This window comes from Pseudomonas sp. GW821-FHT07E12, assembly GCF_058986605.1.
This window is the reverse complement of sequence record NZ_JBYSVX010000063.1, coordinates 1-12,252: the sequence shown is the minus strand read 5'-3', so window position 1 is coordinate 12,252 and position 12,252 is coordinate 1. Positions and strand designations below refer to the sequence as shown.

General features: G+C 66.6%; 14 protein-coding genes. 6 read left to right on the top strand and 8 right to left on the bottom strand.

Translation table 11 applies throughout. From position 1 onward, the window contains the following. Window positions 1-299: 299 nt before the first annotated feature. The 4 genes from hemE to AC3WJE_RS20360 form a co-directional block, all read right to left on the bottom strand. The gene (gene hemE / locus AC3WJE_RS20375) at window positions 300-1,364 is read right to left on the bottom strand and encodes a uroporphyrinogen decarboxylase (protein ID WP_493732666.1); all 1,065 of its coding nucleotides are present in this window, start codon (window positions 1,362-1,364) and stop codon (window positions 300-302) included. A gap of 9 nt (window positions 1,365-1,373) precedes the next feature. After that, window positions 1,374-1,628, bottom strand: coding sequence for a WGR domain-containing protein (locus tag AC3WJE_RS20370; protein WP_493732665.1), 255 nt, complete (start codon window positions 1,626-1,628; stop codon window positions 1,374-1,376). A 119-nt stretch (window positions 1,629-1,747) separates the two neighbouring features. Then, entirely contained in the window at window positions 1,748-2,863 is a 1,116-nt protein-coding gene (gene aroB / locus AC3WJE_RS20365) for a 3-dehydroquinate synthase (RefSeq protein ID WP_493732664.1), read from the bottom strand. Next, a complete protein-coding gene (locus tag AC3WJE_RS20360; protein ID WP_493732663.1) occupies window positions 2,860-3,402 on the bottom strand; it encodes a shikimate kinase in 543 nt (180 codons plus the stop codon). Before AC3WJE_RS20360 ends, aroB begins: the two co-directional genes overlap by 4 nt. A gap of 183 nt (window positions 3,403-3,585) precedes the next feature. Between AC3WJE_RS20360 and pdxH the strand changes: the two genes are divergently transcribed. After that, window positions 3,586-4,185: a pyridoxamine 5'-phosphate oxidase gene (gene pdxH / locus AC3WJE_RS20355; RefSeq protein WP_493732662.1), complete on the top strand. Its 600-nt coding sequence runs from the start codon at window positions 3,586-3,588 to the stop codon at window positions 4,183-4,185. 61 nt (window positions 4,186-4,246) lie between these two features. Here the strand turns inward: pdxH and AC3WJE_RS20350 are convergent, their stop codons facing one another. After that, window positions 4,247-5,623 carry an MFS transporter gene (locus AC3WJE_RS20350; protein WP_493732661.1) on the bottom strand — a complete coding sequence of 459 codons (1,377 nt, stop codon included), beginning with the start codon at window positions 5,621-5,623 and terminating at the stop codon, window positions 4,247-4,249. An 80-nt stretch (window positions 5,624-5,703) separates the two neighbouring features. Between AC3WJE_RS20350 and soxR the strand changes: the two genes are divergently transcribed. Then, the gene (gene soxR / locus AC3WJE_RS20345; RefSeq protein ID WP_493732660.1) at window positions 5,704-6,138 is read left to right on the top strand and encodes a redox-sensitive transcriptional activator SoxR; all 435 of its coding nucleotides are present in this window, start codon (window positions 5,704-5,706) and stop codon (window positions 6,136-6,138) included. A gap of 160 nt (window positions 6,139-6,298) precedes the next feature. On the opposite strand, the gene proC is transcribed toward soxR, so the two are convergent. The 3 genes from proC to AC3WJE_RS20330 all read right to left on the bottom strand — a co-directional run bounded on the left by proC (window position 6,299) and on the right by AC3WJE_RS20330 (window position 8,446). Further along, window positions 6,299-7,141 (bottom strand): pyrroline-5-carboxylate reductase, encoded by an 843-nt coding sequence (gene proC / locus AC3WJE_RS20340; protein ID WP_493732659.1) that lies wholly within the window; start codon window positions 7,139-7,141, stop codon window positions 6,299-6,301. Between the two features lie 50 nt (window positions 7,142-7,191). Continuing rightward, window positions 7,192-7,677 carry a hypothetical protein gene (locus AC3WJE_RS20335; protein WP_493732658.1) on the bottom strand — a complete coding sequence of 162 codons (486 nt, stop codon included), beginning with the start codon at window positions 7,675-7,677 and terminating at the stop codon, window positions 7,192-7,194. An 88-nt stretch (window positions 7,678-7,765) separates the two neighbouring features. Next, window positions 7,766-8,446, bottom strand: a complete 681-nt coding sequence (locus AC3WJE_RS20330) for a YggS family pyridoxal phosphate-dependent enzyme (protein WP_493732657.1) — start codon at window positions 8,444-8,446, stop codon at window positions 7,766-7,768. 87 nt (window positions 8,447-8,533) lie between these two features. Here AC3WJE_RS20330 and AC3WJE_RS20325 point away from each other — a divergent pair, with 87 nt between their 5' ends. From AC3WJE_RS20325 to AC3WJE_RS20310, 4 genes are all read left to right on the top strand, one after another. After that, entirely contained in the window at window positions 8,534-9,571 is a 1,038-nt protein-coding gene (locus tag AC3WJE_RS20325; protein WP_493732656.1) for a type IV pilus twitching motility protein PilT, read from the top strand. A gap of 106 nt (window positions 9,572-9,677) precedes the next feature. Then, window positions 9,678-10,799 carry a PilT/PilU family type 4a pilus ATPase gene (locus tag AC3WJE_RS20320; protein WP_493732667.1) on the top strand — a complete coding sequence of 374 codons (1,122 nt, stop codon included), beginning with the start codon at window positions 9,678-9,680 and terminating at the stop codon, window positions 10,797-10,799. A gap of 4 nt (window positions 10,800-10,803) precedes the next feature. Then, on the top strand, window positions 10,804-11,355 hold the full coding sequence (locus AC3WJE_RS20315) for a hypothetical protein (RefSeq protein ID WP_493732655.1): 552 nt from the start codon (window positions 10,804-10,806) through the stop codon (window positions 11,353-11,355). A gap of 44 nt (window positions 11,356-11,399) precedes the next feature. Next, a complete protein-coding gene (locus AC3WJE_RS20310) occupies window positions 11,400-12,152 on the top strand; it encodes a YitT family protein (protein ID WP_493732654.1) in 753 nt (250 codons plus the stop codon). Window positions 12,153-12,252: the final 100 nt, after the last annotated feature.

Here is a 12,252-nt window from a genome sequence, read left to right as displayed (position 1 = left end):
CAGAAAACGACGTGCATCCATGCACGTCGCCCTGCGGGTTTTTCCCGCCGTCTCCGCCGCTGCGGCAGGGGCCCCGGTAAGTCAAAAGCCAAGGGCAACTGCAAAATCACGAGCAACGGCAACGGCAACGGCAACGGCAACGGCCACAGCAAGATCAATCCCTTTGCGTGCGCGTGGCGATACGATCTGGTGTTCTTGGTAGGAGCGACTCTGGGTGGCCTCGAGCGATCAGGCGCGCGACGCCCCTGTCATCTGCTCACGCGCCCTGGCCAAGTCGCCGGGCGCGCCCCATCGACTTGTCAGCGCCGGCTCAGCTCATGCACCGCTTCGACCAGCGCCGCCGCGTGCTCGGGGTTCATATCCGGCGACATGCCGTGACCTAGGTTGAACACGTGTCCCTCGCGCGAGCCGCCGTTGCCGGCCGCATAGCTGTCGAGCACGTGCCCGGCTTCGCGCCGGATCGCCTCGGGCGAGCCGTACAGCACTGCCGGGTCGAGATTGCCCTGCAGTGCGACCTTGCCGCCGGTGCGGCGTGCGGCTTCGCCGATGTCGATCGTCCAGTCCACGCCGATCGCGTCGGCGCCGGTGGCGGCCAGTTCCTCGATGTAGCCGCCCGTGCCCTTGCCGAACAGGATCAGTGGCGTACGTGTCTCGCCTTCGCCGCGTTCCAGTTCGTGGGCGATGCGCGCCAGGTAAGGCAGCGAGAACTCGCGGTACATCGCCGGGCTCAGCACGCCGCCCCAGGTGTCGAACACCTGCAGTGCCTGCACGCCGGCCGCGCGCTGCGCACCGAGGTAGGCGATCACCGCGTTGGTGACCACCGACAACAGCTGATGCAGCAATGCCGGCGCGTTGAGCGCCATCGCCTTGATCTTCGAGTATTCCTTGCTGCCGCCGCCCTCGATCATGTAGCAGGCCAGCGTCCACGGGCTGCCGGCGAAGCCGATCAGCGGCACGCTGCCGTCCAGCTCACGGCGGATCAGCCGCACCGCGTCCATCACGTAACGCAGCTCGGTCTCCATGTCCGGCACCGCCAGGCGGGCGATCGCCTCGGCATCGCGCACCGGATGGCGGAATTTCGGACCTTCGCCTTCGACGAAATACAGCTCCAGCCCCATCGCGTCGGGCACGGTGAGGATGTCCGAGAACAGGATCGCCGCATCCAGCGGGAAGCGGCGCAGCGGCTGCAAGGTGATCTCACAGGCAACTTCCGGGTTCTTGGCCATGCCGAGGAAACTGCCGGCCTTGGTGCGGGTGGCACGGTACTCGGGCAGATAACGTCCCGCCTGGCGCATCAGCCAGACCGGGGTGCAGTCCACGGGTTGCCGGCGCAGTGCGCGCAGCAGGCGATCATTTTTCAGCATGAAAGATCCTCAGCGCGGCGCATCGGCGCCGCGTATGAACATGACCTGGAAGCCGCGCTTGAGCTGTGCGTCGCGCGCCTTCTCGAATGCGCGGTGGGCTTCGTCCTGCAGCAGGAACTGCTCGCGCCGCAGTTGTGCGCGTCCGCCGATCTGGCCGCTCTCGCGCAGCAGCTCCCAGCCGCCGAACAGGTCGGGTTGCAGTGTCAGCTGGACGTAGCGGGGCGAGTCTTCGCCGATCGGGAGTTGTTGCAGGAATACGCGCATGGCGCGAATTGTAGCCGCTGCCGGTGTCCGGGCGCCGGAAGGCGTGTGGGAGGGACTTCAGTCCCGACGGGCTTTGCCGATGAAGCCTGTCGGGACTGAAGTCCCTCCCACAGGTTGCATCAACCGGCGCGCAGCACGTCCAGGACGGCTGCTTCGTCCACATCCGGGACCACTTCGGCCTTGCCGATGCCGCGCCAGAGCACCAGCCGCAGTCGGCCGGCGACGTTCTTCTTGTCCAGCCGCATCCGCGCGAGCAGGCGTTCGGGGGCGAGTCCGGCCGGGAGTGCGGTGGGCAGGCCGTAATGGTTCAGCAATGCGCGCAGCGCTTCGGTGTCGGCGTCGTTGGCCAGGCCGAGTGCTGCTGACAACCGCGCCGCCAGCACCATGCCGACCGCGACGGCCTCGCCGTGCACGAGATTGTCGCTGCCGGGGCTGGAATAGCCCTGTTCGGTCTCGATCGCATGACCGAAGGTGTGGCCGAGGTTGAGCAGGGCGCGCTCGCCCTTCTCCAGCGGGTCGCGCTCGACGATCTCGGCCTTGTGCTCGCAGCTGCGCGCGATCGCCTGGGTCAGCGCGGCGTGATCGCCGGCGAGCAGCGCGGAGCGTTCGGCATTGAGCCATTCGAAGAACAGCGGATCACGGATGCCGCCGTACTTGATCACCTCGGCCAGCCCGGCGCGCAGTTCGCGCGCGGGCAGGGTGTGCAGCGTGGAGGTATCGGCGATCACCGCGCGCGGCGGATGGAATGCGCCGACCAGGTTCTTGCCCTGCGGGATGTCCACCGCGGTCTTGCCGCCGACCGAGGAATCGACCATGGCCAGCAGCGTGGTCGGCAGTTGCACGCAATCCACGCCGCGCATCCAGCAGGCCGCGGCAAAACCAGCCAGGTCGCCGACCACGCCGCCGCCGAGGGCGAACACGCAGGCGTCGCGGGTGGCACCGAGCTCGGCCAGCGCAGCGATCGCCGAGCCGAACGTATTGAGGGTCTTGGAGGCTTCGCCGGCCGTGATCACCAACTCGCCGACCACCAGGTCCGGGCGCGTCTGCAGCAGGGCTTCGCGCACGCGCCAGGCGTACAGCGGCGCCACCGCCGAGTCGCTGAGCAGCAGTACATGACGGCCGCGTACGTTTGCGGCCAGCCGCGGGCCGTCATCAAGCAGGTCAGGACCGATCGTGATGGTGTAGGGCTGCGCACCGCCGACATCGACGGTGCGGGGTGTGGCGGAAGAGCTCATGCGGCGGTACTCGAAGTCTGCCATTGCGCGGCCAGCCGCAGCACAAGCTGCGCGGTGGCCTCGCCGGGGGAAAGCCAGTCGGTGTCAATGACGAGGTCGGCGACCTCGCGATAGAGCGGCGTGCGCAGCAGCGCCAGGTCGTGCAGCACCTGGCCGCGGTCCTCACGCTGCAGCAGCGGGCGGGTGCGGTCGCGTGCCAACCGTTCCATCTGGGCCTCGACACCGACACTGAGATAGATCACGAAGCCGCGCTCGCGGATCAGCCGCCGGTTTTCGGCGTCCAGTACCGCGCCGCCACCGGTCGAAACCAGTTGGCCGGTGCCGGCCAGGATCCGGGCCAGCACGATACGTTCGTGTTCACGGAAACCCGCTTCGCCGGAGTGCTCGAAGATCGACGGGATGCTGGCACCGGCGTGCTCGACGATGGCGTGGTCGACATCGACGAACTGCAGACCGAAACGCTCGGCCAGCCGGCGACCGATGCAGGTCTTGCCTGCACCCATCGGGCCAACCATCACGAGATTCGGAGCGGGATTCATCGGCCTCATGCTAGCACTCCGTACCCGCCGGCTTCGACTTTGCTGGCTGATGAAACCATTGCTGGGCGGCGCTTTGCGCCCGATGCGGTGGTGACGCTCTGATGGCCGCCAGACGCGGCATGGCGGTATGCGTGGCAGCGGCCATGCGTCCACAATAGTGGCAATCCGTACGCCTTCTCGACCATGACCGACCTCCTTGCCGAAGCCGTTTCCACCTTCGCCCAGCTCTACGACGAGGCCCGGCGCAGCGACGAAATCGAACCCAGCGCGATGACTGTGGCCACCGCCAGCCTGGAAGGGCGGCCGAGCGCGCGCACCGTGCTGCTCAAGGGCTTCGATGAGCGCGGTTTCGTGTTCTACACGCATATCGACAGCGCCAAGGGGCGCGAGCTCCAGGCCAATCCGCAGGCTGCGTTGCTGTTCCTGTGGCGCGGCCTGCGCGAGGCCGGCGTGCAGGTGCGGATCGAGGGCGAGACGGTGCGGGTGTCGGCGGCCGAGGCCGATGCCTATTTCGCCTCGCGTCCGCGCATGAGCCAGATCGGCGCCTGGGCGTCGCTGCAGTCGCAGACACTGGGCTCGCGAGAGGAGTTCGAGCAGAGCCTGACGAAGGTAGAAGCCGGCTTCGAGGGGCGCGATGTGCCGCGTCCGGAGGGCTGGGGCGGCTTCCGGGTCGTGCCGAACCGTTTCGAATTCTGGTACGGCGCCAAGTTCCGCCTGCACGAGCGTTGGCGCTATGACCGCGATGTCGGCGGCCGCTGGTCCAAGCGCATGCTCTATCCCTGACGAAACGGGCGGTCGCCGCGCATCCGCGATTGCGTGATGGGAGGCGGCCGTCCGGCGGCGGTCAGTGCGGCCGCGTGCGTGTCGCCAGCAGGCTGGCGAGCAACGCCAGCACCAGCGCCAGTCCGAATGCCGAGGCATAGCCCAGCGCCGGGCGGTGATCCAGCATCAGCGCGAACAACGAGCCGCCCACCGCGAGCATCGTCGCCACCGCGATCGCCTCGCTGAGCTGCAGCGCGGAGCTGTTGCGGCCCTCGGTTCCCGGCGGCGAGAGCTGCAGGACCAGCACCGACAGGCTCGGATAAGCCAGACCCATGCCCAGGCCCGCGATGGTCCAGCCGACCAGCGCCATCGTGATCGGCATGGCCGGGTGGATCGCAGCGGCGGTCATGCCGATGCCCAGCGCCAGCAGCGCGGCGCCGAGCGCGATCAGGCGAGCGCGCGAACGGTTGCCGGCGTAGTGGCCCTGGTACCAGGAGCCGCAGAACCAGCTGAACGCGCCGATGCTCAGCGCGATGCCGGCCAGCGCCGGCGACAGCCCGCGTTCGCGCGACAGCAACAGCGGTACGAAGGCCTCGCAGCCGAAGAACGCGGCCGGTGCCAGCCCGCGCAGGAGAACCACGCTGGGCAGGCCGCGCGCGGCCTGTAGCGTGCCCGGCGGCACCAGCCGGCGCGCGCAGAGCGCCAGCGCGACCACGGCAATCGCCATCGTCGCCAGCGCGAGGGGGCCATGCGACTGGCCGGCGGCATACATCGCCAGCACGCCCAGCGCAGTGCCCAGCGCCCATGGCCACAGCACCGGTGCGTCGGCATCGCCGGCCGGTCCCGGCGGTAGTGACGCCAGGGGGCGATATAGAAGCGCCGCGGCGGGCAGTGCGATCAGCGGTACACCGAGAAAGATCCAGCGCCAGCCCAGGTGCTGCACCACCAACCCGGCCAACGCCGGGCCGACCAGCGACGGCAGTACCCAGCCGGCCGAGAACGCCGAAAACACCTTCGGACGCAGCGCCGGCGGATACAGCCGCCCCACCATCACGTACAGCGCCACCGAGGTCGCGCCCGCGCCCAATCCCTGCAGCACGCGCCCGGCGATCAGCAGCGGCATCGAGGGCGCCAGCCCGGCCAGCAGCAGGCCGGCGATGAAGGTGGCCAGGCCACTCCAGAGCGGCCGTGCCGGACCGTTGCGGTCGCAGTCGCGGCCGGCCAGGGTCATGCCGACCACGCTGGCCGCAAGCATGCCGCCGAACGCCATCGCATACAGCCGTAATCCGTCCAGCTCGTGCGCGACGGTCGGCATCGCGGTCGCCACGGCCAGCGCCTCGAAGGCATTGAGCGAGACCAGCGCGACCATGCCCAGCGTGGTGGCCCGGTACGGCGCGGCCATGACCGAGGTCGCAGCGACATGCTCGGGGTGCCCGTGAAGGAGTGGGGTGGAGCTCATGCGGCGACGTCTCGATGGGAGCTTGCACCTGGGGTGCGGGGCGGGCAGCATCCAACCTCAACCATGGTCGAGGTCAAGCGATGACGGAAATGAGCGTGGGCGAAGTGGCGCATCGCAGCGGGGTGGCGGTGTCGGCGCTGCATTTCTACGAGCGCAAGGGGCTGATCCACAGCCTGCGTACCAGCGGCAACCAGCGCCGCTATGCGCGTGACGTGCTGCGCCGGCTGGCGGTGATCCGGGTTGCGCAGCGGGTTGGCATTCCGCTGGAAGCGGTGGCGAAGGCATTGTCGGTGCTGCCGCAGCAGCGTCCGCCGACGCGTGCGGAGTGGGCGCGGATGTCGGCGGCATGGCGTGCCGAACTGGACGAGCGCATCGTGCGGCTGCAACAGCTGCGTGACCAGCTCACCGATTGCATCGGCTGCGGCTGCCTGTCATTGCGACGCTGCTGGCTGGCCAATCCGGGCGACAAGCTGAGCGAGCAGGGCGATGGGCCGCAGCGGTGGAGCGGTGGGTAGGGTGAAGCTCTCCCGACAAACCTTCATCCGTCATTCCCGCGAAAGCGGGAATCCAGGGACGTTGACCCTTTGAAAACCAAAGTCCATGGATTCCCGCCTTCGCGGGAATGACAGGTTGCGGGAATGACGAATTCAAGAACCTAGTAACGAAACCCAGGCCTCAGTCATTCGCCGCCGAAAGCTCCCGCCCACGTTCGGCCGCGTTGGCGATCGCCTTGGCAGTAAGCGCCTCGAAATCCCCGGCCTGGAAGGTCTCGATCGCGGCCTGCGTGGTGCCATTCGGTGAAGTGACGCGACGGCGCAGTTCGGCCGGGGCTTCGCCGGCCTCGGTGAGCATGCGCGCGGCGCCGAGCACGGTCTGCAGTACCAGGGTGCGTGCCGCTTCCGGTGGCAGGCCTTGCTGCAACGCCGCCGCCTCCATCGCCTCGGCGAGCAGGAATACGTAGGCCGGGCCACTGCCGGACACGGCGGTGACCGCGTCCATCTGCGCTTCCTCGTCGATCCACACGGTGGCGCCGGCGCTGGCCAGCAGCCGAGCGGCCTGTTCGCGCTGCGTCGCGCTGACCTGGGCATTGGCATGCAGACCGGTGACGCCGGCACCCAGCAGCGCCGGGGTGTTGGGCATCGCACGCACCACCGCCTGGCCGCCGCCCAGCCAGCGATCGAGCTGGGCACCGGTGATGCCGGCGGCGATCGACACCACCAGCGGATGGCCGGCGGCGGCCTCGTTCAGGCTGGCGCAGACCGCCCGCATCACCTGCGGTTTGACCGCCATCAACCAGATCGATGCGCCTGTGGCGGCCTGCTCGGCCGAGGTGAACGCCTGCACATCGAAGTCGCGCACCAGCGCCTCGCGCAGCACGTCCACCGGCTCGGCCACGCGGATCTGCTTCCCCGGAACACCCTGGCGCACCAGGCCCGCGATCAGGCTGCGCGCCATGTTGCCGCCGCCGATGAAGGCGATGGAGTCAGGGTCTGGGGTCCGGAATTCGGGATTGCTCATTGTCTGTGTTGACTCTTGGTCATTAGAAGGCTGAAAAGGCTCACTGCACGTCAGTCCCGCTTCATCCAGTAGGAAATCACTCGAATCTTGCCCGGACTCTTCCAATGGATCGTCAGTGTGAAGTCGGGCAGCTCCCAGGCGTGGATGTCCAGGCGGCCGACGCGGGTCGGCGCTCCCAGCTTTGCGATGGCATCGGCCACGGTGTCGGAGAACTGCAGGTCCTTCCACAACGGCCCCTTGTAGCTTTCGTACTCGGCTTCATAGCCCCAGAAAGCGCAGTCCGTCATCAGGAATGGACCGTCGCCGACGTTGGGGTACTCCTCCTCGAACAACATGCCTGCGTCCTTGAAGGTGAAGCTCAGTCCAAGCGCCTGCACGCTGATGTGGTAGATCTCCAGGTCTCTGTCGAGCTTGATGGCATCCGACCAGACGATGCCGAATGGCGTCACGACCTTGCTTCCCAGGTCGCTGTCGAATGGTTGGGTGATCGCTGTGACAAAGTCCTGGGCTTCTGGGTAATGGCTAGGCGCGTCCATAAGATTCGTTTCCATCAAGTGTCGCTTGGAGGGTGTCGCCCCTGCGGCTTTCCACAGCCGAACGGCTGGTCATTCCGGTCTCAAACCCCTAATCCCGGCGCGGACGCGTGCCGAACAGCGCAGTGCCGACGCGGACCATCGTCGCACCTTCGGCGATGGCTTCGGCGAAGTCGCTGCTCATGCCCATCGACAGCGTATCGACCTGCGGATGCTGCACGGCCAATGCATCGAAAAGCGCGCGCATGCGCTGGAACGCCTCGCGGCGGCGTTCGATCTGCGGATGCGGGGCCGGGATCGCCATCAATCCGCGCAGTGTCAGCCGCGGTTCGGCGGCGATCGCGGCAGCGAGTGCAGGCACATCCTCCGGCGTGCAGCCGTACTTGCTGGCCTCGTCGTCGATGTTGACCTGGATCAGCACGTTCAGTGGCACGCGCTCCGGCGCACGGTGCCTGGCCAGCGCGGCGACCAGCTTGAGGCGATCCACGGTCTGTACCCAGTCGAACAACTGCGCGGCCTGATCGGCCTTGTTGGACTGCAGGTGGCCGATCAGGTGCCATTCCAGCCCGAGCGGTTCGAGTTCGGCGATCTTGCCCGCCGCTTCCTGCACGTAGTTCTCGCCGAACGCGCGCTGGCCCTGCGCGGCGAGCGCGGCCACGGCGGAAGCGGGTTGGGTCTTGGACACTGCCAGCAGCATGGCCTGTGGCCTGTCCGCAGCACGGACGGCGTTGTCCATGTCCGATCGGATCTGTTGTAGCGGTGAAACCGGCACGTAGGACGCCTTCCAGCAATGAGCGGGAAGGCTATACTGCCGCCCGGGGACAAATCCTTCCAGTCGCAGCCCGGGGAAAAGCAGCGCATGGATATCGCTGAACTATTGGCGTTTTCTGTAAAGAACAAAGCATCGGACCTGCACCTGTCCGCTGGCCTGCCGCCGATGATCCGTGTCGACGGTGATGTGCGTCGCATCAACATTCCTGCGCTCGACCACAAGCAGGTGCATGCGCTGGTGTACGACATCATGTCGGACAAGCAGCGTCGCGATTACGAGGAATTCCTCGAGGTCGACTTCTCCTTCGAGATTCCGTCGCTGGCGCGTTTCCGTGTCAATGCGTTCAACCAGAATCGCGGCGCCGGCGCGGTGTTCCGCACGATTCCCTCGGAAGTGCTGACGCTGGAAGACCTGGGGTGCCCGCCGCTGTTCCGCCAACTGGTCGAGCAGCCGCAGGGCCTGATCCTGGTGACCGGGCCGACCGGTTCGGGCAAGTCGACCACGCTGGCGGCGATGATCGACTTCATCAACAAGAACGAGTACGGCCATATCCTCACCGTCGAGGACCCGATCGAATTCGTCCACACCTCGCAGAAGTGCCTGATCAACCAGCGCGAGGTGCATCGCGACACCCACGGCTTCAACGAGGCGCTGCGTTCGGCGCTGCGCGAGGACCCGGACATCATCCTGGTCGGCGAATTGCGCGACCTGGAAACGATCCGGCTGGCGCTGACCGCGGCGGAAACCGGCCACCTGGTGTTCGGCACGCTGCACACCAGTTCGGCGGCCAAGACCATCGACCGCATCATCGACGTGTTCCCGGCCGGCGAGAAGCCGATGGTGCGCTCGATGCTGTCCGAGTCGCTGCGCGCGGTGATCTCGCAGGCATTGCTGAAAAAGGTCGGCGGCGGTCGCACCGCCGCCTGGGAAATCATGGTCGGCACCCCGGCCATCCGCAACCTGATCCGCGAGGACAAGGTCGCGCAGATGTATTCGTCAATCCAGACCGGCCAGCAGTACGGCATGCAGACGCTCGACCAGCACCTGCAGGACCTGGTCAAGCGCAGCCTGATCACCCGCAACCAGGCGCGCGAGTACGCCAAGGACAAGCGGATATTCGAGTGAGGGACCAGAGGCCGGGGGCCGGAGGCCAGGGGAAGCGGTATTTCCCTGGTCTCCGGCCCCTGGCCCCTGGCCTCCATCGCCAGCCCGGAGAATTCCAATGAGCACCATCGACTTCACCTCGTTCCTCAAGCTGATGGCGCATCAGAAGGCGTCGGACCTGTTCATCACCTCCGGCATGCCGCCGTCGATCAAGGTGCATGGCAAGATCAGCCCGGTCACGCAGACGCCGCTGACCGCGCAGCAGAGCCGCGATCTGGTGCTGAACGTGATGACGCCGGCGCAGCGCGAGGAGTTCGAGAAGACCCACGAGTGCAACTTCGCGATCGGCGTGGCCGGCATCGGCCGCTTCCGCGTGTCGTGCTTCTACCAGCGCAACCAGGTCGGCATGGTGCTGCGCCGGATCGAGACGCGCATCCCGTCCGTGGACGAGCTGAACCTGCCGCCGGTGATCAAGACGCTGGCGATGACCAAGCGCGGCATCATCATCTTCGTCGGCGCCACCGGCACCGGCAAGTCCACCTCGCTGGCGGCGATGATCGGTTATCGCAACCAGAACTCGACCGGCCACATCATCACCATCGAGGATCCGATCGAGTTCGTGCACAAGCACGAGGGCTGCATCATCACCCAGCGCGAGGTCGGCATCGACACCGACAGCTGGGACAGCGCGCTGAAGAACACCCTGCGGCAGGCGCCGGACGTGATCATGATCGGCGAGGTGCGTACCCGCGAGGGCATGGACCACGCCATTTCCTTCGCCGAAACCGGCCACCTGGTGCTGTGCACGCTGCATGCCAACAACGCCAACCAGGCGATGGACCGCATCATCAACTTCTTCCCGGAAGACCGCCGCCATCAGCTGTTGATGGATCTCTCGCTCAACCTCAAGGGCGTGGTCGCGCAGCAACTGGTGCCCACCCCGGACGGCAAGGGCCGCCGGGTGGCGCTGGAGATCCTGCTCGGCACCCCGCTGGTGCAGGACTACATCCGCGACGGCGAGATCCACAAGATCAAGGAAGTGATGAAGGAGTCGACCAACCTCGGCATGAAGACCTTCGACCAGAGCCTGTTCGAGCTGTACCAGGCCGGCGAGATCAGCTACGAGGACGCGCTGCGCTACGCCGACTCGCAGAACGAGGTGCGCCTGCGCATCAAGCTCTCGCAGGGGGGCGACGCCAAGACCCTGGCGCAGGGATTGGATGGGGTCGAGATTGCCGAGGTGCGTTGACTGGATGGCGGGCGAAAATACAGAGAGGGTGAGTCCCGCGCCGACGCCGGCACAGATTCTGTTCGCGCCGAGCGGGCTGAAGTTGGGCGTGCTGGGGGTAACGACCTTCGGCGCCTATGTCATCTACTGGTTCTACCGAAATTGGCTGGCGATCCGGCTGATCGAGCAGCGACCGGGCATCATGCCGGCCTGGCGAGTGGCGTTCATGCCGTTGTGGGTGTTCAGCTGTTTCAGGCGGCTGGCTTTGATCACGGGGCAATCGCGCGTGTCGGCGGCGGTTGTCGCGATCGTGCTGGCCGTGCCGATGCTGGTGTTGGTGCTGACCTGGTTTGGTGGGCCGCCATTTTCTGCGCTGAGCCTGCTCATCTTCGTGCCGTTACTGCCGATCAACGTCAGATTGCGTCGCTTCAAACGCGCACACGGCATGATGCCGACCCGGCGTGAACGATTCACGCTCTGGACCTGGTTATGGGCGGTACCGGTCGGCTTCCTGCAGTTGGTGAGCCTCGCCTGGTCGCTGATTTTCTTCCTGATGGGTTCCTCGCTGCCTCATTGAGGGCGGCCAGTCCAAGAGTTTTACATGCAACCAAGTGAGGGCTGGTGTCTAATATCGCCACCCCACCGCAGTACCCGCACGTGAGCCTTCCCGACACCGACCTCCGCCCGGAGCAGGAGCCCCTGCCCGAAGATGGCGCCGTTTTCACGGCGGGCCCGCTGACGCCGCCACCGGATTCGGCCGGCACTCCGGCGGATGACCGTGCGTACCATCATTCCGTCGCCGAGGACGTGCAGGGCATGCTGCTGGCGACGCTGGTGGGCTCGCTGGGCCTGGCGGTGTTCGCCAAGGGCGGGATCATGATCGGCGGCATGGCCGGGGTCTCATTCCTGCTGCATTACGCGCTGGGCTGGAACTTCGGCCTGATGTTCGTGCTGGTGAACCTGCCGTTCTATTGGCTCTCGGTGCGGCGGATGGGCTGGGAGTTCACGCTCAAGACCTTTGTCGCGGTGGGCGTGTGCGGTCTGCTGACCGATCTGCTGCCGCGCTGGGCCGATTATTCGCACATGAGTCCGCTGTACTCGGCGCTGGTCGGTGGCGCGCTGGTCGGGCTGGGCATCCTGTTCTTCATCCGCCATCGCGCCAGCCTGGGCGGAGTGGGCATCCTGGCGGTGTATCTGCAGCGCGAGCGTGGCTGGAGCGCCGGCAAGGTGCAGATGAGCTTCGATGCGATGCTGATGTGCGTGGCGTTCTTCGTGCTGACCCCGCAGAAGCTGCTGTATTCGGCGATCGGGGCGCTGGTGCTGAGCCTGGTGTTGATGTTCAACCATCGGCCGCACCGCTACATGGGCGTATGAGGCTATCGGGACATCGTAGGAGCGGCTTCAGCCGCGATGGGGCTTTACCGGTAAAGCCCTGTCTCTTATACACACCCGACGCTGCCGACGAATGTCCAGC